General features: G+C 59.0%; 17 protein-coding genes. 6 read left to right on the top strand and 11 right to left on the bottom strand.

Going from position 1 to position 23,769, the window contains the following annotated elements:
- Positions 1–4: 4 nt before the first annotated feature.
- From ACYCFC_RS14060 to ACYCFC_RS14035, 6 genes are all read right to left on the bottom strand, one after another.
- Entirely contained in the window at positions 5–1,912 is a 1,908-nt protein-coding gene (locus tag ACYCFC_RS14060) for a CHASE2 domain-containing protein (RefSeq protein ID WP_459651985.1), read from the bottom strand.
- A 300-nt stretch (positions 1,913–2,212) separates the two neighbouring features.
- Entirely contained in the window at positions 2,213–2,974 is a 762-nt protein-coding gene (locus ACYCFC_RS14055) for a Crp/Fnr family transcriptional regulator (protein WP_181086686.1), read from the bottom strand.
- 54 nt (positions 2,975–3,028) lie between these two features.
- Positions 3,029–7,744, bottom strand: a complete 4,716-nt coding sequence (locus tag ACYCFC_RS14050) for an FkbM family methyltransferase (protein ID WP_459651984.1) — start codon at positions 7,742–7,744, stop codon at positions 3,029–3,031.
- The gene (locus tag ACYCFC_RS14045; protein ID WP_459651983.1) at positions 7,642–8,865 is read right to left on the bottom strand and encodes an ABC transporter ATP-binding protein; all 1,224 of its coding nucleotides are present in this window, start codon (positions 8,863–8,865) and stop codon (positions 7,642–7,644) included. The genes ACYCFC_RS14050 and ACYCFC_RS14045 overlap by 103 nt, the downstream gene beginning before the upstream one ends.
- The gene (locus ACYCFC_RS14040; RefSeq protein WP_181086689.1) at positions 8,865–9,656 is read right to left on the bottom strand and encodes an ABC transporter permease; all 792 of its coding nucleotides are present in this window, start codon (positions 9,654–9,656) and stop codon (positions 8,865–8,867) included. The genes ACYCFC_RS14045 and ACYCFC_RS14040 overlap by 1 nt, the downstream gene beginning before the upstream one ends.
- Positions 9,657–9,733: 77 nt before the next feature.
- On the bottom strand, positions 9,734–10,903 hold the full coding sequence (locus ACYCFC_RS14035) for a tetratricopeptide repeat protein (RefSeq protein ID WP_459651982.1): 1,170 nt from the start codon (positions 10,901–10,903) through the stop codon (positions 9,734–9,736).
- A gap of 270 nt (positions 10,904–11,173) precedes the next feature.
- Between ACYCFC_RS14035 and ACYCFC_RS14030 the strand changes: the two genes are divergently transcribed.
- The 6 genes from ACYCFC_RS14030 (at position 11,174) to ACYCFC_RS14005 (ending at position 17,976) form a co-directional block, all read left to right on the top strand.
- A complete protein-coding gene (locus ACYCFC_RS14030) occupies positions 11,174–12,517 on the top strand; it encodes a FecR family protein (protein WP_459651981.1) in 1,344 nt (447 codons plus the stop codon).
- 125 nt (positions 12,518–12,642) lie between these two features.
- A complete protein-coding gene (locus tag ACYCFC_RS14025) occupies positions 12,643–15,609 on the top strand; it encodes a DUF4214 domain-containing protein (RefSeq protein ID WP_459651980.1) in 2,967 nt (988 codons plus the stop codon).
- A 453-nt stretch (positions 15,610–16,062) separates the two neighbouring features.
- Positions 16,063–16,224, top strand: a complete 162-nt coding sequence (locus ACYCFC_RS14020) for a transposase (protein WP_459651979.1) — start codon at positions 16,063–16,065, stop codon at positions 16,222–16,224.
- Between the two features lie 362 nt (positions 16,225–16,586).
- Positions 16,587–16,859, top strand: coding sequence for a type II toxin-antitoxin system Phd/YefM family antitoxin (locus ACYCFC_RS14015; protein ID WP_181086696.1), 273 nt, complete (start codon positions 16,587–16,589; stop codon positions 16,857–16,859).
- Positions 16,825–17,139: a type II toxin-antitoxin system RelE family toxin gene (locus tag ACYCFC_RS14010; RefSeq protein WP_181086697.1), complete on the top strand. Its 315-nt coding sequence runs from the start codon at positions 16,825–16,827 to the stop codon at positions 17,137–17,139. The genes ACYCFC_RS14015 and ACYCFC_RS14010 overlap by 35 nt, the downstream gene beginning before the upstream one ends.
- A 147-nt stretch (positions 17,140–17,286) precedes the next feature.
- Positions 17,287–17,976 carry a transposase gene (locus ACYCFC_RS14005; RefSeq protein ID WP_181086698.1) on the top strand — a complete coding sequence of 230 codons (690 nt, stop codon included), beginning with the start codon at positions 17,287–17,289 and terminating at the stop codon, positions 17,974–17,976.
- Here ACYCFC_RS14005 and ACYCFC_RS14000 read toward each other — a convergent pair.
- From ACYCFC_RS14000 to ACYCFC_RS13980, 5 genes are all read right to left on the bottom strand, one after another.
- Positions 17,960–18,265: a hypothetical protein gene (locus ACYCFC_RS14000; protein ID WP_459651978.1), complete on the bottom strand. Its 306-nt coding sequence runs from the start codon at positions 18,263–18,265 to the stop codon at positions 17,960–17,962. The genes ACYCFC_RS14005 and ACYCFC_RS14000 overlap by 17 nt on opposite strands.
- 173 nt (positions 18,266–18,438) lie before the next feature.
- Positions 18,439–19,683 carry a DUF4214 domain-containing protein gene (locus tag ACYCFC_RS13995; protein WP_459651977.1) on the bottom strand — a complete coding sequence of 415 codons (1,245 nt, stop codon included), beginning with the start codon at positions 19,681–19,683 and terminating at the stop codon, positions 18,439–18,441.
- 171 nt (positions 19,684–19,854) lie between these two features.
- Positions 19,855–20,994, bottom strand: coding sequence for a hypothetical protein (locus tag ACYCFC_RS13990; RefSeq protein WP_459651976.1), 1,140 nt, complete (start codon positions 20,992–20,994; stop codon positions 19,855–19,857).
- Between the two features lie 154 nt (positions 20,995–21,148).
- A complete protein-coding gene (locus tag ACYCFC_RS13985) occupies positions 21,149–22,684 on the bottom strand; it encodes a class I SAM-dependent methyltransferase (protein ID WP_459651975.1) in 1,536 nt (511 codons plus the stop codon).
- Positions 22,685–22,813: 129 nt separating this feature from the next.
- Positions 22,814–23,671, bottom strand: coding sequence for a SapC family protein (locus tag ACYCFC_RS13980; RefSeq protein ID WP_459651974.1), 858 nt, complete (start codon positions 23,669–23,671; stop codon positions 22,814–22,816).
- Between the last annotated feature and the right edge of the window lie 98 nt (positions 23,672–23,769).

Genomic DNA, 23,769 nt, shown 5'->3' with positions numbered 1-23,769 from the left:
CGGCTCACGGATCCGGCGCTGTGCCAAGCATTCCAGGCGTCGCATCAGCGATCTGCCTGGAAGGTTGGCCAGGCTGGGTCCGAACAGGCGAAAATATTTCAATCCACGTTTCAGTGCCCCGCAGTTGCAGCCTTCCTACTGCATAGGTCTGGTGCCGCTGCAGCTTCTGATTGGCCGAAGCACCAATGACCAGCGAGACGGGCAATTCCCGAGCTGCGGTCTCCAGTCGCGAGGCGAAGTTGATGCAATCGCCCACGGCGGTATAAGTGCTGCGGAACGGTGTACCCAGATCGCCTACCAACGCCTGACCATTCTCGATGCCAATCCTTACCCGTACAGCTTCCAAGCCATCGGCTAACCGGCGCTTATTGAAGATTTCAATCTCTTCAAGGATCTGTAGGGCAGCGCTTACCGCCTCGTCCGCCTGATCCGGACAAGCAAGTGGCGCCCCCCAAAATGCCACTACGCCATCTCCGGTGTAACGATCCAAAGTGCCTCCATGCTCCAATACCGGACGGGTCAGGCAATCGAGAAAACCCTTGGTCAACTGGGCTGCCGCTTCCAACTCCAGCGCAGAGGTATTTCTGGTATAGCCCTCCATATCGGCGATCAGCACGGTGATCTCTTTGTGTACCGGCACAAGACTGTAAACAAGCCCTTGGCGGGTCAACTCATCCAGCACAGGCTTCGCAACATAATGCGACAGCGTTTCCAGAACCTTGCGACTTTGTCTTTGCGCTAATCGCCACTCATAAGGCACAAGCAGCAGGAACAGCAGCACATAACCTGCCAAGGGCGTGAAGAAAGGCCAGGTAGCGCCCTGTCGTGTTCCGACAATGGCTATTGCCATCCATGACAGACAGAGGGCGCTGAGCAGCAGCAAGCTGCCACTGGCCGCCAGACGACTGAAAGCATGAGCTGCCAGGACCATGCTCAGCAACAGCCACAATGACAGCAACCAAGTCACCTTGGGGGAGGGGGCGTCAGCATGCGCAGCATCCAGCAGTGCGGATACGCTCTGAGCATGTACCAGTGCTCCCGTTGTGAGAGGGTCGAGGGGCGTACTGACTCGATCCCCCAGGCTCATGGCAGACGCACCCACAATCACATGACGGCCTTTCACCATTTCAACAGGAGCCGTATGAGCGAGAATTTCATGGGCTGGAATCACCACATAAGCACTAGCTGAATACCTGAAAGGCACACGCCACAACCCCGCAGTGGAAGGCTGGGGCAGGCTGATACCGGTAGGCAGTGGATTAGCAGCGCATTCCAGCAGAGCCAGCGCGAACAGCGGGTATCTTTTGCCATCAAAAAGAGAATGAACGGGCAAGTGCCGCAACACACCGTCTGCATCCGGCAGATAGCCGATATTACCCACACAGCGTGCAGCTTCGCTGAGAACTGCATGGTTGCCGATAAAACCATAAGCAGGCTTGGCAACCGTCAGCTCTTGCTGGAGCGCTGCTTCCGGTTGATAAGGAGGCGTCAGATGCCCCCTGAGCAATGGCGGCTGTCTTGGTGTGAAATCCATGATCTGCGCCAGCGCAAGGGGGGCATGTTGCGCCAGCATCGCCAGGCGAGCATCTCCGAGTGCGTCGCCAGGCTCGGTAAAAACGATATCCAGGCCAATGGCCCGAGCACCGTAGTCTGCCAAAAGCACCTCGATCAGATCAGCGATTAGCGCCCGACTCCAGGGCCAGTTTCCCAGGCGCCGTATACTTTCCTCGTCAACATCCACCAACAGTACCCGCCCCTCAAGCTCAGGCACGGCGGCGTGTTGCAAAACTGCATCGCGAACTCCCTCATCCAGACGCTCGATCAAGGGTGGCCGCAGCCCCTCCAGCAGAATGCACAGGCAGAAAACAGCCAAGGCCAGCCCCAGACGAGTGAACGCCGCGAGCTTGGGCATTAGGCAAGCGCTCCAAGCATAACCATGCTGCCCAAGGCGGCGCCTACTGCAATTCCAGCCAGGTTGCAGGCCATATCAAGCAGGCAGAAGCCTGTCCCGTAAAGATGGTCCCAGCATTCCTTGGCCAAGCCAATGAGGAACACGAGCGTAAGTGCTCCTATGGGAGGCCATAACACATAAGCACCGACTGTCAGCCAAAAACTCCACTTCATGTGTAAGCGTTTGTCCTCTTCTGCAATGCACCTGCGGATTAATGCCGCTATATGAGTCAGGCAACTCCGTACGCAAGCAGCAGAATAGTTAAGCGCCATTCTTATCCTGTTCAAAAATCATGGCCTTCAACTGTTCAGGATGACGCACGATCAGGCGGCGCAGGTCTTTCTCCACCACACCCTGCTGTATAAGAACCTGCAAAGCGCGGGATACCGTTTCACGGCTGGTATTGGCCATGATTGCGATTTCCTGTTGAGGTGGAACATTCTCGATCACTGCCAGGCCGCCAGGTGCGACTTTCACCAATTGAGCCAGCAGGGCATAAACACGCCGATGGGCATTCTGGATGCCGAGAATGGAGCGGTGATTAGAGTCGGAGCGGATCTTCTCTGTTAGCCGTTGCATGACCCGCTTGGCAACCAAGGCATGGGAATAAATCAGGTTGGAGGCATGGGGTGCCGGTAAAAGGGCAATCAGGGAATGCTCCGTGGCCACCACCGAAGCCGAGCGAGGTTGTCCATCGATAATGGAAAGCTCTCCGAAATAATCTCCAGGAGAAAGAATCGATAGCCCGATTTCTCTTCCGTCCTCCGTCAGGTCCACCACTCGCAGCCGCCCGGCAAGCAGGAACAGAAGATAGTCGCCCGCGCCACCCTTGTGCAGAATGTAATTGCCCTTTTCAACCTTGCGAAAAGACATCGATATCCCGATTTGCGTCAAGATATTCGAGTCGAGTCCGGACAGCAGAGGGATTTTCTGCAGATGGACCGTGACCGTTTGCTGTCCCTGGGCTTCGACAGGTGCCTGAGGTTCCGTGCTCTCGCACAGGCTTGCATCAGCGTCGGTCATCGGAGGCTCCAGGCAGCACTGTGCTGCCCCTGAGAAGAGGGAAGCGTGGCTCGATCAATCCACATCCTCCAAGAGAATGTCCTTCAAGATAGTCGTAGACTCCTTCCAGGTCAGCCAGCCCATGCCGCTAGAGGCGGGTGCCGTTCCACGCGCCCTTGACTCCAGCCAGCGATACAAGGCTTTTGCTAAATCTTCGGGGCGCTTGCCGGAAAAATAAAATGCATGTGATCCGGCGATTTCGCGAAAGACCGGAATGTCGCGGGCAATGATTGGCAAATCGTGCTGGGCTGCCTCGATCAGTGGCAGGCCGAAGCCTTCGGTCTGCGAACCTGCGATCAGGCAATCGGCTTTGGCATAGATTTCCTCCAGAAACTCATCACTGATGCCCTCAAGCCAGAGCAGGCGGTGGCCCAGCTCGGAATGCTGCCGCAGCCGGGCAGCAAACGGCTCCATCATCCAGCCTTCCTTGCCTACTAGCACCAGACGAGCATTGTTACCGTCTCGCCATAGCATCTCGAAGGCATCCAGTGTCTGCTCCTGACCCTTGCGCGGCTCGATGGTGCCGACGCTGAGAAATACCGGGCCGCCGGCCAGAGTGTCGAGAATTACCTTGGCATCGTCTGGTTGGCCACGGGACGGTAGGGAGTGCTCAATATCCGCCCCGAGGTGAAAATGTCGCACATCTGGATGCGGCAGCGGGGCGCCATTCTCGGCGAGCCACTGCCGCACATCCTCGGCAACGGCTGCCGAGATGCAGAGCAGGCCATCAGCCTGGCGGGCCAAGGACTGCAGCCACTCGGCAAAGGCAGTGTGGATGGCCTCGATCGTGAACTGCGGGTAACGCAGCGGAATGATGTCATACACGACAAAGAATACCCGCGCTCCGGCCAAGCGGAAATTGTGCAACTGGGTTTCGGCCTCGGGAAACAGGTGCGCTCCGAGATCCAGGCCGAGGAAGATGTCGCCGGCCCGGACCGCGATTTCCTCTCCCTCGGTAATGCTCTGGGCTGGAGCACCGCTTGGCGCAAAATGAGCGGTGTGGCGCCAAGGTTGCCCCTTGTTGGCAAATACAGGACAGATTTCGTAACCGGCTGGCGGTGCCGTGAACAGCTCATTGAGCACACTGCGCACCACGCGCTGGATGCCGGTTCGCGCGTCGCGGCAATGCAGCTCCGAAATATCGACGAACAGCCTGCGTGGCGTCGTTGTCATTGCCGTTGAGGCTGCTGCAGTGTGCGTAGCCGCCTCGATCTGGCGCTGTCGGCGAAGCCCGTCGAGCATGGCGGCCAAGCGGCCCGAAACGTGCTGCCAGTCACGTTCGGTCAGCCAGCGCGCCTGATGTTCGAGCAAGTTCGCGGCGCGGGCCGGCTCGGCTTCCAACTGACAGATTGAGGTAACGATGTCATCGACCCCATAGCCCGTCATGGTGCACGTGCACTCGGCGACGTCACTGAAGATATCGAGCGGCGAAACCAGAACGGGTCGCATAGTCGCCAAACCGATGGTCACTGCTGCGCTGGCGCTCTCACGAGTGTTCCTGTAAGGGAAGACGATGTAATCGGCCAGCCCGAGAATATCCAGGCACTCGTCGATTGGGCGGAAATCACTGATCCAGGTCGTATCTTTATCCATACCTTGTTTGCGGGCAGCTTTCTGCCAATCACCCAGGGTCTGTTCACTGCGAGCGTCCAGGATCGAGTTCAGGCCCAGCAGATGCACCTTGCGTCCGCTGGCGCTTGCCAGCGGCTTGAGAGCGGCAACCAGGGTATCGCCACCCTTGTGCGGTAGTGCGAAGCCAAAGGAGCCTATCACCAGCGCATCATCGGGAATATTGAAGTCGCTGCGTCGCCGGCTGCGCTTCTTCTCCTCCAACGGCTGCACCACTCCAAGCGTCAGCAGCATCACGTTATTGCACAAGCCCAGAGCCAACAGATAATTGAGGTCATCTTCCTTATGCACAATGATCCGATCTATCTGGCGTAGCGCCGCCAGTGACTGCGCCGACAGCCGATGTTCGCTGAGCAGCGGCTGCGTCGAATGCAGCTCCAGGACCACGACGCAGCCCTGCCTGGCCAGGGCAGCCAGCCGACTGCAAACGGCAGGCGTCAGAACAAACAGACTCGGCTGGTGCTGCACCAGCAAGGTATCGGGCAGGTCCTGAGCAATCAGGTCGAGCGTCGCACAAACCGAGGGGTTGTCTCCCGGCGTCCAGGACGGGACATGAACCACCTTATCCGCCTGCCCCACATCCTCTGCCGTGCGCGTATCGCAATACACACGCAATCGCCAGGACTCGTTTCCGAGAAAGGCCGAGAGCAGGTTGTGACTGTATTCGGCGATGCCGCATCGCGTCTGCCACGGGCTGAGCAGCGACAAACTGCGTATTTCAGCGAGTGCCGGAGCCTGCTGCAGCCAATGGGATACTTTCTCGACGGCCGCAGCGCACGCCTGCCACGAATAAGTGCTGCGCACATCCTCCACACCGCGTGCGCGTCGGGCTGCGAGGTTGGGAGAGTCACCCTCGATCTCGGCTCGCAACCGGCGCATCTGCATCGCCAGATCAGCCGGATTTGCACTCACCCAGCACGCGTTACCAGCGCTGACATGGCTTTGCGAACGGGAAAAACGGAAGGGCGTCAGCAGCGCATTGGCCTGCGTAGCAAAATCGAGATGCGCCCCGTGCCCTGTGACGATCAGCGGTAAACCAAGAGCCAGTGCCTCTGCTGCCGGCAGATTGAAGCCTTCACCTCGTGTAGGCAAAACCATCGCCTGTGCGCTGCGGTACAGCGCAAGCATCCCGTTATCGTCGAGTGGTGCCTCATCGATCACCACCCTGGCAGGGTTAGCCAGCCCGCTGGAGAGTTCGTGCAGCAGCTCGGCGACCCGGTTGTGCGGATTGGGGAACGTCTTGATATACAGCTCCACCGCCTCATCACCCGTGAACGCATCCAGATAGGCTCGCAGCAGAGTATCAGGCCCCTTGCGCTCGAATGCTGACGAGACATGCAGGAAGCGCAGGCGATTACCTGCCGCCGGTTTCAGATCACCAAGCGCGGCCACGTTACCGTCAATCAGATGATCGATGCCCAGCGGCACGATGAAGACCGGAGTGCGACAGCCGGAGTTGATCAACGCCCGGCGCACGAAATCCGCAGCCACCAGCACACCATCGAACTCGGCATTCAGACGCGCGATAGTGGCGGTGGGAATCGCCGTTTCCTCCCAGAAAAAAAAGATCAGCCGCTGCCGTGCCGGGTTGGCATCGTTGATGATCGGATAATGGTGCACGATAGACACCGCATCACGTCCGGCAAATGCCTCGCTGCGCGCTATCTGGGTAAGCAGCGCGTCCGCCTGATGGGCGGGCAAATCGGTTGGGTTGGAATAGGAAATCTCGTGCCAAGGCTGAAAGGCAACACAGCCAGCGCGGATCTTCTCAAGGCCCAGAGCCAGGCCGCGGTTCACGATAGCCAGACTGTAATGTCCCTCGATATGCCCTGTAATGCGGAAAACGGCAGGTACCGTCGGCGGCTCGGCATGTAACCGAGAAGCTTCCGGCACGCGTGGCATCATCGGCATGGAAGCGACATCCACATGCGGCCACAGGCTCCCCACGTGGTCGTCAGGAAAGGCTCCAGCCATCCTCGATCTTGCCCCCTGAGCCTTGTGATACAAGCGCAACAACAGGGCATGGGTGCCGGTCTTGCGCGCAAGCGCCCCAACCATACGTCTGAGTCGGGGCATGCGTGCTGCCTGACTGACGAAGAAATCCACTCCATCCCTGGCCACCCACTGCCTGGTCTGCCGGATATGCTCACTGGCCTGGCGCAAGGGGGCCGTAATACGCCACGAGGTGCTGCCGTAGATTGCCTCGATATGCTGCTCTGCCTCGTCCAGGCGGTGGGCGAGCACCTCCATCTTCTTCAGCTCCGCGTGCGCCTGCCCTAACTGCGCAGCCAGTGTGCGGCTGTTCTCCTGCTCGTTGATCAGATCCGACAGAACGAACGCATCGAACACATTAGGGGGCGAGCTGAAATGCCCTGCCAGTTCGTCCGCTCGCTCTAACGGTACGTAGTAACGGTTAAGGCCGTCGAAATAGACCTGGCGGTAGCCAGCAGCGAGAATTTCCGGCTCCCAGCTGGCATCGATTTCCCGCGTATTAGGAATCGTCGCCTCGACCAGCAACACCCAGGGGCGAAAGCGCTGCAGATCCATCCCCGCCAGCACCTGCGCCTCGAACCCCTCAACATCAATTTTCAGAAAATGGATGTTCTCCGGCGCATGCTCGGCACAGATATCCTGCAGGCGACGCAAGGGTACGATACTGGATACCGTCTGTAGGCCGGCGTCAGTGTGCCTCCCAGCGATAATTGCCGAAGCCGTGGCCAGCCCGCGCACCGGCGTGTCGAACAGCTCGATTTCGCCGTTTTCCGCACCCACCGCTACCTGCAAGTTGATATCGCGAGGGCGTTGCTGCTCCAGCTGCCTTGCATGCTTGGCCAGCGGCTCGATATTGATGCCCGACCACCCGCGCTCGTAGAAAGCCTGGGTGACCGAATCCTCGGTCGGGTGGTTGGCCCCAACGTCGATATAGAAGCCGCGCTCGACGTGGCCAAGCGCACGCCACAACATCACATCTTCGAAATTCTGCGCATAGGAGATGAACATTATTGTTTCTCTATCGAAATCACAGGCTCGTTCCACAGGCAACCTGTGAAGCTGTTGCGGTCTGCATTGACAACATTGAACACGACAGCCAGATCGCGCCACTCATAGTTCTTCGACAAATGAGTATCCCGGTCCACCAGCGCGAGTTGCACCGAATAGCTGCCGACCCCGAAATTGGCCGGGAACCGGAGTGAAAACCGGTAGCGTCCACCGGTCTCCGGCTGCTCGACAACCTGCCCGGTATGCCAGGTATTGGTGCCGTACATCACCTGTCCGAGACGATCCTTGATGCCATACCCCAGTACCAGGCTGCTGATCGGCGCATGCACTGCCACCAGAACACGCAACTCCAGTGGCTCGCCGACACGCACCACCTCAACCTTTTCACCGGTCGCGTTGTACAACCCCACCGACTCTACGCTCGCCTCGCCAGTCCCCGAGATCGTCTGCACGCGACCGTCAGCTGTCTGCTTCTGCGACACTTGGGCATTCTCGCTGTCGGCGAGCAGGGCATTGTAATAATCCATGACTGCCTCAGGCTCACCCTCCAGCGCAACCCGGCCTGCGTTGAGCAGGATGGCCCTGTCGCAGATCGACTGAATGGCTGCCTTGTCGTGCGAAACGATCAGCAGCGTCGTCCCCTGGTCGCGGAACTGGCGAATCCGGTCGAAGCTCTTGTGCTGAAAATACGCATCGCCGACCGACAGCGCCTCATCCACGATCAGTACATCCGGACGCTTGCACGTCGCAATGCTGAAGGCCAGACGCATCTGCATCCCGCTCGAATACACCCGCACCGGCATGTCGAGGTAATCGCCGATCTCCGCAAAGGCTTCGATCTGCGGCATCAGCTCACGGATTTCGCTGGCCTTCAGGCCAATCAGCTGGCCCGCCATGAACGCATTCTGGCGCCCGGTGAAATCAGGGTGAAAGCCCATGCCCAACTCCAGCAGGGCTGCCACCCGACCTTGCACCGACACGCTCCCGACAGTCGGCTGTGTCGTCCCCGTGATCAACTTCAACAAGGTGCTCTTGCCCGCTCCGTTGATGCCGATGATCCCCACCGCCTGGCCGGGGTCCAGGGAAAAGGACACCTCCTGCAGCACCCATTTCAGACTATGGCGCGGTCTGGAAAACGGAATGATCCACTCCGCCAGCCGTTGCCAGCGAGACCCGTACTGCCGATAAGCCTTGCCCAGGCCGCACACCCTGATCGTACCCATTACAGTTCATCAACCATATCGCCCGCATGCTTCCTGAACAGCAGTACGGCATAAATGCACAGCAACAGAGCAAGCAGTGCAACCGGTGCCAGCTCACCCCAGTTCGGCCAAAGGCCGCGCACCATGATGCCCTGATAACCCTCCATCAGAGGCAACAGCGGGTTAAGACGCATCAAAGCGGCCGCCCAGTCCGGCAGGATGGAAAACGGATAAACGATAGGCGTGAACCAGAACCAGAACTGGATCAGCACGCCGAACATCTGCCCGGCGTCCCTGAAGAACACATTGAACACCCCCAGGATGCCCCCCAGCCCGATAGCCAGCATCACCTGCACCAGCAGCAAGGGCAGCACCCCCAGCAAGGGCCAGCCTGGGAAGTTGCCCGAAACCAGCAGAAACCCCAGAAACAGAGCAAAGATGATGCAGAAATTGAAACCGGCGCTCAGCAGCACAATCAATGGCAGGCACAGGCGGGGAAAGCTCAGCTTTTTGATCAGGTTGGCGTTATCCACAAACACCCCCACCATCCGCTGCGTGGTCTCTGCAAACAACCCCCACGTCACAATGCCTGCGCACAGATAAATGGAATAGGCAAAGCCGCCCGACACCCCAGGCAGGCGCGAACCCATAAGCTGGGAAAAGATCACCGTATACACCACGATCATCGAAAGTGGCTGAATGATCATCCAGGCAAAGCCGAACAGAGAATTGCGATATTTAGCCTGAATCTCGCGCTTGACACTGCTCAACACAAAACCGCGAAATGCCCATAAATCACCCAGCAAACCCATGCTGCTCCCTCAAAAAGTCTCGGATCAGGGGTCTCCCCCAGGCCCGCCTGCGCCACTGTTGCTCACCTGCAGGCAGTTCAAAAATCCAGTTGCCAGCTCAGGGAGAGCTGGCGCGAACGGTAACTGAAGATACTGATGTTCTCATCGCTATCGATCTGGCGAAGCTCAGCCACCAGCGAATGCCTGCCCCCCAAGGGTTGAATCACGGCAAGTCGCCACTGCTCCACATCCTGTTTGCGTATCTCATCGATCAGCCCCGGTGCAAAATCCTGGCTACCCTGCCAATGCTGCCGCGACCACATGAACTCGCCTGCCGTCTGCCCCCATAGCACTCTGCCCCAGATGTTCACCGACCAGCCATCGCGGTTACCGCCGGGGCGATCCTGCTGGCCATAATCGCGCAGCCCTCCGGCTGCCAGGCTCAACCTGCCCCGTCCTTGCTCGTAGCTCAGCACACCCCGCAACTCCGCCTGGCGCGCATCGAAAACCGGCTGGTCCACATACTTGAGGTAAGACTGCGCCGCCACCAGCGAAAACTGCCAGGGATGGGGTAATGGAAGGGGCGGCGTCACCTGCCCCTGAATCAGCGCGCTTTGCTGATACAGCTTGCCGTCCAGTTCCAGCATGCCTCCCGCCAGTGACGCTCGCATCTGCCAATCATCCCGCTCCCAGAGCTGCTCCACACCCAGCGCCAGGGAGCTGATGTCGAACGCACGCACGTCATCATGACGGCGCACGGCAAGCTGCCCGAAGGCCACAAGCTCTTCATCGGCCAGCGGCAGCGCGCCGTCGATCTGCATGCTGGTAAAGCCGTCCCCTCTGGGGGCGTGCTCAGGCGCCAGCACCAGGGTCACGCCGCCTGGGCCGCCGCCGATGGGTAGATTCGGATTACTCGCTCCCTGGTTTGCATTGTCGTCATACCCGCGGCCCAGGCGCACACGTACAACCCCCGGCGCTCGCGCTCGCTGGCAGCCGCCGGCTAGCTGGCGGGCCATCAGTTCGCGCAGTGCTGGCCCCGGCGCAAAACGCAATTCGATGGTCTCGAACAGAGCCTCGGCCTCCGTCCGGTTGCCCAGGGCACAATGCAGAATCGCCAGATCCAGCCAGGCTCCCGCATGTTCCGGCTGCGTGGCTGCCAGGTGCGACAGTAGAACCCGGGCTTCTTCATAGCGGCCCTCGGCAATTGCGCCCAGGGCCTGCGCATAGGCATCCTCCCCCTCTGCTGCCAAAACAGGGGGGCACAGCATGGCCAGCAGCAGAGCGCTTGCCCACTTCAGCCCAGACCAGGCGCGACAGCTGTGCAACAGAAGAGAAAACAGACCGGACAAAAGACCGCCCGCACCAGGTAAATAGCCGCGCACTATAAGGGCAGCCCAAGCTGTACGCCAGTCCCGCCGCGCCCTTCACCTTCGGCTGTTACTGTGCTAAAAGGCAAAGCCTGGAGCAAATCCCGGCTCACAAGGCGGCACGCCCCATTGCGCCGCAACGCACAACCCAACCCTGATGGAGGCAGCGCGATGCTGATCCCGTATCCCTTTCGCGCGCTTGGCAGCATCCTGTGCCTGTTTTTCGTGGCCCTGCTTGCGATCAGTCTTGTCCCGGCAAGCGCCAGCGCACAGGGCGACGAGCCGCTCGCCGCAGGGCAGGTGGTACTCGCTATCGGCCAGGTCAGCCAGGGCACGCAAACCCTCAAGGCCGGTGATTCCGTCTTCCCCGGTGACCGGCTCGCCACAGGCGATGACGGCTACCTTTATATACGCACCCGCGACAACGGCTTCATCATCCTGCGCCCGCAAACCGCAGCCACCCTCACCACCTACCATATCGATGCCGAAACACCCGGCCAGAGCCGCTTTCGCATTGACCTCCACCAGGGGGTGGCCCGCAGCATCACCGGCGACGCGGTAAAAGAGGCCCGGCACAATTTCCGCTTCAACACTCCCGTTGCCGCCATCGGCGTCAAGGGCACCGACTTCACCGCCTACACCGATGCTCACACCACCCGCATAGTCGTGCTTGCCGGCGCCGTCGTTGCCAGCCCCTTCGGGGCGCAGTGCCAGCCTGGCGGCAGCCACCGCTGCCAAGGCCCCGGCGCCCTGGAGCTCAGTGCCGCACAGGTCGGGCGCATTCTGCAGATTGACAAGGTTCAGGGTGCCCAACTGCTTGAAAACCCCGAGGCCAGTCCCGACCAGGCCGCTCCGCCGCGCAAGGACGAGCCCAAGCCTCAGCATGACCGGCGTGCGCCTGTCATCGATCCGGATCTGGGGCCTGTCAAAACAGAAAGTACCCTCACGCCCGAGCGGCCTCTGCTGCCGGCGCCCCACGCCGGCCCCACGCTCCAGTGGGGCCGCTGGGGCGAGCTTGCGCAAGCTGGCGATGCCCTGGACCTTGAGCAGGCCTTCGTCACTCACAAGATCGTCAGCCTCAATCCGCACTTCATTCTGCTGCGCCCGCGTGACAGTCAATGGGAGCGTCCGGCCAGCCGCACGCTGGATTTCCAGCTGCAAAATGCCCAGGCTCTCATCCAGCGCCAGTCCGATGGCAGCACCTACGCAGCACAGGTGGAAAACGGTCGCCTGAACATGGATTTCGTCAACAGCCGCTTCACCACCCGCTTCGACCTTCTCGCCGATGGCCAGCGCATCTCGCGCCATGCGCAAGGGCAGGTATTTCCCGACGGCACCTTCCAGAACGTCAGCCAGTACCTGGGCAACAACAACATGCGGGTAGACGGCTTGCTGCACCAGGAGGGCGGCAGCCGTGCTGTTTACCTGTTCCAGTCGCAGCTTGACGATCAGCGAACCGCTTACGGCGTGACCGATTGGAGTTCTCGGGAGGTGCTGCTAAATCGGCTAAAGTGACGAATGTCACATCGCCATTGCGGGCGCTTTGAGACTATTGCCGCCGCATTAATGCACAAGGGTCCTCGCGGCTTTCCTTCGAAGAAGCGAATCCCTTATCTGAACACCCCTAGGAGCAAGAAGAAATGGCTTTGACCATCGCGCAAATTCAGAATGCATATGTTGCATTTTTCAACCGCCCGGCTGATGTCGCGGGTCTGCAGTACTGGAGCAGCTACGCTGGCAACTCCGCTGACCTGCTGAACACCTTCGCCGAGTCTGCCGAGTACAAAGACCTGTACGCCGGCATGAACTCCACTCAGCTGGTAAACGCTGTTTACCAGAACCTGTTTGGCCGCCCGGCTGAAGTGGCCGGTCTGACCTACTGGGTAGGCCAGCTCGACAACGGTGCGCTGAAGATCGGCAACATTGCTGAAGCCATCAACAAAGGCTCTCAGGGCACCGACGCTGACATCATCAGCAACAAGGTGACTGCTGCCACCGCCTTCACCAACGCACTCGACACCAATGCCGAGATCGTTGCCTACGCCAGCGCCAACGATACCGCTCTGAACGCTGTCAAGACCTGGCTGAACACCGTCACCAGCGACGCAGCTTCCGTCACTGCCGCCACTGGCGCTCCGCTGGAAAACGTCCTGAACACCGTTCAGAACAACAGCAACGCCAACGCTGGCCAGACTTACACGCTCACTGCAGGTGAGGACAGCGGTGCTGCTTTCACGGGTACTGCAGGCAACGACACCTTCGAGGCAGCGATTGTCAACGTCAACGGCGCGCTGACTCAGACCCTGCAAGCTGCTGATGCTCTGAATGGCGGCGCTGGGTCTGACACCCTGATCGCTACCGTTCAGGGTGGTGGTGGCGCAATCGTCACTCCCTCGCTGACCAGCATCGAAAACATCGTCGTTCGCTCCATCGCTGATGACTCTGGTGTGAATCTGTCTGCTTCGACTGGCGTTGAAAAGATCACCGTTTCCAACAGTACTGGTACTGCCAACATCACTGGCGTTGGCGCAGTTCAGAACTTCGTGGTTGCTGACCAGCAGAAGAACGTTGCCTTTAACGATGGCACGGCTACCACCGTGAATCTGTCCGTGAAGAACGTTGGCAAGGTTTCCGCCACTGCCCCGACCGAAGTCGATATCGACTTTGACGATAACGCCTTCACGACGGCCAGTCTGACCGTTGAGAACTCCAACATCGAACTGCTGAGCACCACTGCCGGCAACAACGATCTGAAGACCGTGACTGTCGCCGCTACCGGTGCCAACACGCTCAAGCTGACCGCTGCTGCCATTTCCGCAGAAACCATCACCGTGACCGGCGCTGGCTCTGTCGACCTGAACGGTGCAACTCTGGTTGCTGCCAAGAAGGTCACTGTTGCCGATGGCGGCGTGAAGGCCATCATCAACAACCAGACCGCAGGTGCTGTTGAAGTCACCACCGGCGCTGGTGATGACACCGTGCAGGTGAGCGGTGCTGGCCTGAAGTCCTTGGTATCTGGTGCAGGTAAAGACTCTGTCACTGTGGGTAACGCGGCTCAAGCCATTCTTGCTGGTTCTGGGGCTGCAACCGGGCTCGGTGGTACTGGGGTTACTGGTGCTGCCAATGAGGCAGCAGCTATCACTGCCATTCAAGCTTTGACTACTGCTGCTGTTGCTGCTGGGACTATCACTGCAACCCAAAAGACAACGATTGATACTGCTGCAGATACGGTAACCGACACTGCTGCTGCCAGCTCCGTGGCTGCAGTGAACGCGATGAATACCATTCTCGCCGCCTCTGGCGTGGTTGCTGCAACCGCTACCGTTGATCTTGGTGCAGGGGATGACACTCTGACGCTGGGCAGCGCATTTGCTGATGGTGCAACGTTGTCTGGTGGTGATGGTACCGACACCTTGGCAATGGCCAAGACTGCCTACGGCACTGTGGCTGCTTACGGTGACGCTTCCCGTGCAAAGGTCACTGGTTTCGAGACGCTGAGCATCACCGATGTGCTCGCGAACACCGACTCCTTGGATATTTCCAAGTTTGCCGGCATCGTGAACTTCAAGGCTGCCGCTGGTGTGACGACTAGCAACTCCGCTGCTGTGACCAATCTGGGCGCAAATAGCACCGTTGAACTGGCTGGTGCTGCTGCCAACAACGGTACGCTGAACGTTGGTCTGAAGACCGATACCGCGACTGACAGCCTGACGCTGAAGCTCAACAAGAACTTCACCGACAACAACGACACGACCTCTTCCGAGACTGCTGCTACCAGCAACGTGGTGGTTGCCGACGTTGAAACGCTGACGGTTAACAGCACTGGTGTGAATACCAGCCTGCCTTTCACTGCAGTGACGGGTTACAAGGCCGACACCATCACCAACACGCTCGTTCTCACCGGTAGCAACAAGCTGACTTCGATCACTGTGACTGGTGACCAGAAGCTGGTTGTTGCCTCCACCGCTGCGATGACCAAGCTGGCTACGGTTGACGGTTCTGCCAACACTGGTGGCTTGGTCTTTGACGGTTCGCAGGCCGACATGACCACCCCGACCACCTCTGTGGCAATGACCATCAAGGGTTCGGCTACTGCAGCTAACACCCTTATCGGTACTGGTCATGGCGACACCATCACCGGTGGCGCGGGTAAGGACATGATCACTGGCGGTGCTGGTGCTGACGTGCTGACCGGTGGTGCAGGTAACGACACCTTCGTGTATACCGCCGCAAGCCAATCTACCCTGGTTGCAATGGACAAGATTACCGACTTCCAGGCCAATACCTTTGGTAGCGGCACTAACGGCGCTGCTGGTATTGCAGCAGGTGCCGACGCCACCAAGTGGACTGGTGACGTGATCCGTCTGGATGTTGGCGCAGCTCAAGTAACGGCAGGTACGCTGGTGAGCGTGCAGACCAACGCCGCTGATGCGCAGACCTTCCTGCAAAACACGGCTGCTAACGGTACCGCCAACCAAGTTGGTATTGCACTCGATAGCAGCAGCGGTAAGCTGTACATCGACTGGGACTCCAACGGTACCGCTGACAGCGTGATCGAACTGACTGGCGTGACCACCATCACTGCAGCAGCTTTCGAGCTGGTCTAATCTCCCCCGGAGACAAGCACCCGCCCTCGGGTAGGTGCTTGAGGTGATTGAAACCCTGTCCTTCTCACGAGGGGCAGGGTTTTTTCCATAAGGGCCTTGCGGACACGTGCAGGGTCTTTACGGAAGAAATCACAAGGGAGCCATTGCCATCGCCAAGCCAGATCCCGCCTTGGTCGCCGTGCTCATCAACCGCGAGCACAGCCGCCTGTCTAGCCAGGTCAAGACGCTGGAGAAGGTGCTGCACGCGCCGTTCTCGGACAAAGAGCACCAGCGCCTGATCCAGCTGGCAGCCAACCGGAAAAGGGGTCAGGTACATTTACTAGTAAAACCGGGGCCTCCAGTTCGTCCTCGTCCTCGCTGTCGTCCCACCCCGCTCCCTGTAGATTTGATAATAGGGGACAGACCACGGTTATCTGGTAAGCTTCGGCACCCTCAAGCATCCTGGATGCCGCCATGCCGCGTCGCCCCCGTGTGGTATTACCCCATATTCCGCTGCACCTGATTCAGCGCGGCAACAATCGACAAGTCTGTTTCGTGGCGGATGAGGATTATCGGTTCTATCTGGATTGGCTGAAGGAGTTTGCTGGCAAGACAGGTTGCCGGGTTCATGCCTAAGCGGAAAAGGGGTCAGGTACATTTACTAGTCATTTACTAGTAAAACCGGGGCCTCCAGTTCGTCCTCGTCCTCGCTGTCGTCCCACCCCGCTCCCTGTAGATTTCAGCCTTTATGGGGACACCTGATCGCGACTCGTTCTAGATGTAGCACATCAAAAAACATCTTATGGAGTGCTTTTAGGAGTGCTACGCTATGCGCGCTTACCCCGTTCGCACAATGACTTTGCGAAGACCTTAATCAAGACAGCTCGGCCCACAGTAGAGAACCACACATTCGCTCAACGAAGCGTGACGGTTCGGCCCATAGATATGAGCTCAGGCACCCTAGTAGCGCGGATAGTAGACAACAGGTGGATATGGCGATGACTTACACGGTACTGGCTGACGTTGCGGCGTCGGTGACAGAACTTAAAAAGGACCCAATGGGCACCATCCGCGAAGGTGGCGGCGAAACGGTCGTGATCCTCAATCGAAACGAACCAGCGTTCTATGCCGTGCCACCCGCACGCTATGAAGCCATGCTGGAGCTGATTGACGATCTGCGGTTGGCTGAGATCGTACGCGCTCGCGCTGGTGAACCTACTGTACGAGTAGATATCGATGGCCTCATCGCGCAAGCCGGCGGAGCCGACTAAGTACGCCCTGGAGTTCAACGCCCAAGCACTCAGGGAGTGGGGCAGGCTGGGCAACACTATCCAGCTGCAGTTCGCCAAGAAGCTGAAAGAACGCCTCGATAATCCCCGCGTCGAGGCCGATAAACTTAGGGACATGTCTAACTGCTACAAGATCAAGCTCCGCTCCATCGGCTACCGCTTGGTCTATGAAGTGATCGACAGCCGTCTGGTTGTCACGGTGATCGCGGTAGGCAAGCGGGAACGGAGTAGAGTCTACGGCAGTGCTACGAAGCGCTTGTAGGGGCCTGGGGGAAAAGGGGAAAAGGGGTCAGGTAAATTTATTCGCATTTATTCACGTCCCGCCAGTTCACAGTTTTCCCCTCCGGCGATGGTGATTCAGGGGGCAATTGTTCAAAGTGAGCTGAAGTAATCAACCCAAGGAGGGGTTATGCCGCGTCAGCCGCGGCTGGAGGTCGTTGGGCTGCCGCACCATATCGTGCAGCGCGGCGTCGACCGACAGGCCGTATTCTTCGATCATCAATGCTATCTGGAATATCTGCACCTGCTGAGCGCCTATGCGGGCCATCTGGAGGTGAGTGTTCATGGCTGGTGCCTGATGACCAACCACGTGCATCTTCTGCTGACGCCAAGCGTGCCTGGCACGCTCAGTCGATTGATGCAGAACCTCAATCGCCTGTATGTTCAGCGGATCAACGCCCGGTTCGAGCGCACCGGGCATCTTTGGGCCGGACGATTCAAGGCGAGCGTGGTGGGTAGTGAGCGCTACCTGCTCAGTTGCATGCGCTATATCGAGCTCAACCCGGTACGAGCCGGAATGGTTGCGCATCCGCAGGGCTATCCGTGGAGTTCTTGGCACGCTAATGTTGGTAAGCGGCAGTCCAGGCTGGTGACTCCGCATCCCGAATACGTTGCCCTTGGTGCGACGGATATGGAGCGCCAGGAAAATTATCGAGCTTGGGTCCTGCAGGACGAACAGAAGGACATGACAACTCAGCTGCGCAACGCTACCCAGCAGAACGCTGCCTTTGGTTCACCGCGATTCGCCCATCAAATTGAGCAGATGCTCGGGCGCGATGTAACGATCAGGCCACGAGGTCGGCCTAAAAAAGAACCATAGGAAAAATGGGAAAATGTACCTGACCCCCTTTCCAGAGCGTGTCTTCGGAATCGGCGTCCGATGCAGCATGGGCCACGGACCAGACCATGGCCTTTTGCAGATCGGCCGCTGCTTGAGGTGCGTGCAGCCAGCGCTCGTTGTCGGGAACGACAGTGGCAGTACGCACCAGCCAGACGCCGGGTTCGTACTCTTCCACCAGCACCTGGCGGCCCGCGTATTGCTTGCCCAGCGAAATCTGGCCGTTGGTGCCGACGACCTTGACGGTGGGAGAGTGTGCCGTGATGGCCATGATGAGTCTCCTTGGTAGCTATGCACGATATTATAAATTTCGTGCGGCACCAGTTCACGGTAAGTGGTGGTGGCTCTAGGATTGCCAGATTCGCAAATTTCCCAGGTGCTGCACTGGCCTGGACGTTGAGGCGCGGGGCGGGAAAAGGGTCATTTCAGTTTGACCCTTTTCCCCTAAATAGGCAGATATTCCACTCCATTCTGGATGATGCCGCTCAGTGCGACCTTGTTTTCATTGGACTCGGAAAAGCTGGCCAGTACCTGTGCTTCGTTCATCGTTCCGGTTTTCAGTTGTTTGACCCAGAAATCGAAGCCGCTTTGTTCTGGTGCGCGGTCGAGAATGTTCTGATACAGCGCAATGACGAAGTCGTCGTTGGAGGGGGCGTTCCCATACAAGCTTGTAAACTCCGTACTTGCGATAAATAGCGCGGATACGGATTCCAGTGACACTCCCCGGTCAAATTCGCTGATCCAGTAACCCAGCCCTTCGAGATCCGGCGCGCGGTTGAAGGCGGCCTCGTACAGGCGGTATGCCTGGGCAGCCTGGTCATCGATGGCCACGCTTTTATCCGTGAAGTGAACGCGCTCCACGCCATCGAGGTAGATGCCGAGGAAACTGCTGTCGGGCTTGCTGTAGACGATATGGCTGAGCTCCCCACCTTCAAGCCTGGCGGAGATCGAGCTGGTATTGAGATGCAACTGGTCGACCCCAGCCCCACCCGATATCCGCACCGAAGTGTTCAGGGTCTCGACGTTCAAGTTGAACTGGTCATCGAAATAACTGCCCGCCGTGTATACGCTGGAGACGGTGATGACATTGGCAGAGGCCTGTCCGCCCGCGCTCCCGTACAGGTATTGAAGCGCCATAACATCGAAATCACCCAGGTGGTTCGAGTTGCCACCGTTATAGGACATGATTGTGTTATTTGCTGTCGCCAGCTTGGCAGGCAGATAGGGGCCGGTGTCCCATTGGCCGTACTCGCCTGGATGCTTGAGCCCCAGGGCGTGGGCCGTTTCGTGGAGGGCCAGTTGCCGTCCGTAGCCCGCGTCGAGGTTCTGGATTTGCGGTACGGTCCAGTTCAGCCAGACATTGGCGCTGTTAGCGGTGAGGCTCATTTGGCCCTTGCTGGCGGAGCCGTCGGCAAGGGCCTGCCCACCCGAGAACAGCCCGTAGCGCAGAATGCCGCCTTCCTCGACATGCTTGAAGGTGATGCCGACCAGGGTCGATATCTCGCTGAGCATCGAATCGATGGCCGTTCGTTGCGCCTGGTTCAGCGCCTTGAAATCTCGGACTGCCGTAGCGGGCGCTTCCATGAAGCCGTATGAAATCACTACCGGCATGCCTTGGGAGTGATTCGTTGCGAGGCTGGCTTGAGGAAGTGCCAGTAGCGCGTCGATTCGAATATCGCCTGTTGCCATTTATTGCTCCTTGCTTTTTCGTTTGTGGGCCAGCGGGCAAATGTACCTGAACTGAGCCCTTTCCCTACGCGCGCCCCAGAGACGACAACGGCGCTGCCCAAATCGCGTTTCCCGAGAGCAGCGTCTCGATGCCGTCGTACAGTAATACGCCCATCTTGACCTGACCTCTTTTCATTTCAACGCCGCCTTCAACGCACTGAGGTAGGCATTTCGCGCAGTTTGCATCGCCGCCACCTGCGCCTGCAGGCGGGCCAGTTCCTGGTCGACGAACTGGATGCTCTGCAGTTGCGCTCTGGCGTCGTCGGAAAGATGTTCAAGGTCGTAGTCGATGTTGTCAATCTTGATTGTGGGCACTTTTCTGTCCTGAAGAGGTTGTTTGCACGCGTGCACGAGTTGCAGGTTGACCCGCTGCACATCGTATGTGACTTGGGCTGGCCAGCTGTGATGCAGATGCCAGCGCTTGGCACGCTGCTCGCGACACTGCTGCAGGGCCTGCTGGCGCCCTTGTTTCGGGGTGGTGGCTAGCGTCAATCCGGTTTTTTCCAACGCGTTGCGCACGCGCTCGAATACCGCTTGCGGCATGGGCGCTTCGCGTAGCGCTGCCTCGCTGGGTTTGAATGCCTGGCTGCGCGTCATGGCCAGCATGTATTGGGTGGCGTCGCGCAACTGGATGCGCCCACTCTGGCTCACGTGGATCAGCGGGCAGTGCGGCGCAAGGGTGGGCAGCACGTGATTGGGGTAGACTTCATCGCCCCAGTAGCGACAGGCCATCTGCCGGAAGTGTTCAAAGTCGCGGATGGGAACGAACTGTGCTTGGTCAAACGGCAGGATTTCCACTTTGGGTTTGGTGGGGGTCACCGTGTCGTTGGCCACGTCGATGTACAGCGTGCCGACCTGAAAGGCATTCTGGAAATACTGCCCGCGCAGGTCGCCCCAGACCTGGCGGAAATCGCCTCCAGCACTTTGAAAGGCGCGCAAGGCGCGCAGCCCTTTCACGGCATCCGAAGCGATTGCGTTCTCCTCGACTGTCCGCAGGCGCTTGTGGACAGCCTCGGCGATTTCCAGGCACTGCCCTACCGGGTAGGGCTTGCCCAGTTTCACCGGCTGCAGCCGCTCAAGCTCTGGGTCGAGTTGCCGGCGCACGGCCAGCAGGCAGGCTTCCAGTTCGGGCAATACGGGCAGCAGGTACTGCGCCGTCAGCGCAGTCTGGGTGGCCTGGTCAAAAATGCGGGGCTCATTGGGCAAGAGCGGGGTGAGCCAGCTACCCACTCGCGGCAGCGCCCGTTGGCCGCTACCTGAACCTTGAGTCATGGCACCATTCATAAGGATCATTCGATTCAGGTTGGTCGTTTTTCGTGAGCGCACTCTACCGGAATGTGCTCATGAAAACCTGTCCCTCATGAGAAGAACAAGCTGCAATAGGGAGAGGGGTTGAGGCAGCGCCTCAACTCTTCTCCAGTGATGCTTACGCTATCTGCAGCGCTCTGAGGATCGGCAATTGCTTCTCGGCGAACTCATTGGCCTGGGCGGTAAGCTCGGCAAGGTTGGCTTCTGCGGTATCCAGTACTTCCCCCTGTTTGACCAGGCGCTGCCCCTGCATGGCCAGCAGGTTCCAGGTTGCGCTGGCCCAGTCTGCAGGGTGCTTGTGTCCTTGCTGGCGGGCCAGCAGGAAAAGCTGTTGGAAACGCGGCACTGTGATGCCGCCGCCCGTAACCGGGCTGGTGAGATAATTCAGCTCACTGTTGCTGCGCGCCTTGTTCATCAGGTGGAGGTTGAGGCGGTCAGTACGCTTCCTGGCTTTCGTTGTGGCCGCATCGTCCTGGGCAGCGAGCACTGTGCCAGCGCCACTGAGTACCATGATGGCCTCGCTGATTTGCGCAAAGGTGATGCCGCCGGGTTGCAGGGCCTGTTCCAGCTGGGCCAGCGATTTGGGCTTGTTGTCGGCGAGCTGGTCGAGAATGGGGCTGTATACCGAATCCTGCATTGTGGCTTCGCCCAGGCTGCCCGTGACCTTGAGGCTGACCTCTGCTCTGTTCTGGATAAGGATGACTCGCTGTGCACGAAGTTGTTCGGCCTGCTCCAGGGCGCTCAGCTTGCGGGCTCCCTTGACCCAGTAATCCTTGCGGAACTGCTGGTTAACGCAGAAGTCACGAGTGGTCTGGCGGAACATGGGGTCGGGAATGGTGGCCAGCAATGCCTGTTGCTCGGCGGTGAGGTTTACCGCGTCAATGGCATCCAGGTAATTGGCTGAGCAGGCCCACTGCAGCTTGGCTGGGGCCAACCATTGCGCCATGTGAGCGAAAGCCATGGGTTGCCAGTCGCGGTTGAAGTATTCATGGGCGACGTAGTGGCGGTCCTGCTCCTTGATCTTCTTGATGCGTTCGGCGATCTGTGGGTTGGCGCGGGCATAGAGCGGGTTGGCGGCCAGCAACTGGTCGGCGAACGCGAGGGCGCTGTCGATACGGCTGACGATGCCGGAGCCGTCGGCGCCCAGCACTTCGGCATGTTCGGTCAGCAGGTCGCGCATGGGGACCATGGCGGCCCAGCCGGGCTGTGTGTTGTAGCTGATGTAAAGCACGCCGCCTACCTTGAGCTTGCGACGGATGAACTCGACGATGACGGCGCGATTTTCGTTGGAAATCCAGCTCCAGATCCCATGCAGGCCGATGTAGTCGAACTCAGGCAGATCGGCGCGGTTGCAGAAGGCGTCGAAGGCTTCGTCCAGAAGCTGAGCCCCCGAATCGGCGATGCTGGCCAGCTCCTGAGCGAAACCGGCTTGTGCCGGATTGAAGTCAGTACCAGACCACCGCACTACAGAGGCTGCAGCATGCAGGTTGGCGCTCATGCCTTGGCCGAATCCCAGTTCGCAGGCGGTGCCGACTTCCGGCGGAACGAGGCCGGCATTGAGGAAGGCCAGGCGCACGCGCAAGGGGTTCAGCTCGGTGTAGTAACCGTAGGTGTAGCCGATGTCGGCAACGTAGCCGGCAGTCCAGTCAGACATGGGTATTCCTTTTTTGTGATTGTTTCAATAAATGCCAACGTTGGATGAAGACAGCGCGCTCAGGAGGCAATTTTCCAGCGTAGCTAGCGGCCTACGCCAGAACCTCGACAGAGAGAGGCCGGTGCTCTGTCAGAAGTTGAAGCTGAAAACGCCGTCTTGCCCACCGAGGAATTGCCCATTCTCCGCCTCGCGGGCTTGCTCTTGTGCCCGGGTCGCAGCCAGTTGCCCGAGGACCTGGATATGCTGCATGGAGATCAACTGGCAATAAGCTATGGATAGGGCGCCTGCCTGGTGGATACGGGCAATTGCTTGTGCGTCCAGCTGATTGAGCCGGGGTTCGTCGATACGGTAGAGCCCCGTTATGTTCTTCTCGCCCTCTTCAGTAGAGATTTTGAGTGGCCAGGGAACAATCAGGTCTTCGGCTGCCAGCGCCGCGCAGAGGCGCTGGGTCAGGATGCGATTGCTGTGTACCTGCTGCAGGAAATTGAGCACTTCCCCGACGGCTTGTGCCGGCTCGCCATTGGCATCGAAGAAAGCCTCTTCATGCTGCTCTCCCACTAGATGGCTATCCAGATCCACGCAGAGTACCAATTGGCCGTCTTCGGCTTCCGCCAGGGCAAATGGATAGCCACGGTAGGCCGCTGGGGTATAGGCCACTGCCCACCGTCCTTCGGATGTCACCAGCAGGTTCTGCCCCATTTGCAGCCCCTGGACTGCCGCGGTGATGAAGGCATCGCCCTGCTGAATAAAGGCAATAGGCAGGCTCATGCAGGCCTTGGAAAGCTCCTGTGCCAGCACGGGGACAGTTGCATCCTGGGCGGCAAACGTGTAGCTGTCGTAGCGCTTCCAGCGCAAATTGGCAAAGTCGGCCTTGGTGATGGCTTGGTAGCGGGGCATTTGATCTCTCCGGTTATTGCCTGGGGAATGTTTTTCCGGTTTTTTCCGTTGTGCAGCTTCATTGGAACGGTTGGGGATGTTTTCTCGCAATCCGTGTCGCTGCGCAAGATATCGCTGGGCCTGCTGGGGCGCTCGTAGGCGTAGGGAGGCCGGCTGGAGTCAATACAATGTAGACGGGAACGCTAATG

This window comes from Stutzerimonas sp. NM35 (assembly GCF_054604355.1).
This window is presented reverse-complemented; position numbering and strand designations above follow the sequence as displayed.

Bases quoted from the DNA above. Each gene is read 5' to 3' on its own strand.
- ACYCFC_RS14055 (WP_181086686.1), bottom strand. From the start codon at position 2,974: ATGACCGACGCTGATGCAAGCCTGTGCGAGAGCACGGAACCTCAGGCA.
- ACYCFC_RS14035 (WP_459651982.1), bottom strand. From the start codon at position 10,903: ATGCTGTGCCCCCCTGTTTTGGCAGCAGAGGGGGAGGATGCCTATGCG.
- ACYCFC_RS14000 (WP_459651978.1), bottom strand. From the start codon at position 18,265: ATGGCCATCACGGCACACTCTCCCACCGTCAAGGTCGTCGGCACCAAC.
- ACYCFC_RS14030 (WP_459651981.1), top strand. From the start codon at position 11,174: ATGCTGATCCCGTATCCCTTTCGCGCGCTTGGCAGCATCCTGTGCCTG.
- ACYCFC_RS13995 (WP_459651977.1), bottom strand. From the start codon at position 19,683: ATGGCAACAGGCGATATTCGAATCGACGCGCTACTGGCACTTCCTCAA.
- ACYCFC_RS13985 (WP_459651975.1), bottom strand. From the start codon at position 22,684: ATGTCTGACTGGACTGCCGGCTACGTTGCCGACATCGGCTACACCTAC.
- ACYCFC_RS14025 (WP_459651980.1), top strand. From the start codon at position 12,643: ATGGCTTTGACCATCGCGCAAATTCAGAATGCATATGTTGCATTTTTC.
- ACYCFC_RS14060 (WP_459651985.1), bottom strand. From the start codon at position 1,912: ATGCCCAAGCTCGCGGCGTTCACTCGTCTGGGGCTGGCCTTGGCTGTT.
- ACYCFC_RS14015 (WP_181086696.1), top strand. From the start codon at position 16,587: ATGACTTACACGGTACTGGCTGACGTTGCGGCGTCGGTGACAGAACTT.
- ACYCFC_RS14010 (WP_181086697.1), top strand. From the start codon at position 16,825: ATGGCCTCATCGCGCAAGCCGGCGGAGCCGACTAAGTACGCCCTGGAG.
- ACYCFC_RS14020 (WP_459651979.1), top strand. From the start codon at position 16,063: ATGCCGCGTCGCCCCCGTGTGGTATTACCCCATATTCCGCTGCACCTG.
- ACYCFC_RS14005 (WP_181086698.1), top strand. From the start codon at position 17,287: ATGCCGCGTCAGCCGCGGCTGGAGGTCGTTGGGCTGCCGCACCATATC.
- ACYCFC_RS14040 (WP_181086689.1), bottom strand. From the start codon at position 9,656: ATGGGTTTGCTGGGTGATTTATGGGCATTTCGCGGTTTTGTGTTGAGC.
- ACYCFC_RS13990 (WP_459651976.1), bottom strand. From the start codon at position 20,994: ATGACTCAAGGTTCAGGTAGCGGCCAACGGGCGCTGCCGCGAGTGGGT.
- ACYCFC_RS14045 (WP_459651983.1), bottom strand. From the start codon at position 8,865: ATGGGTACGATCAGGGTGTGCGGCCTGGGCAAGGCTTATCGGCAGTAC.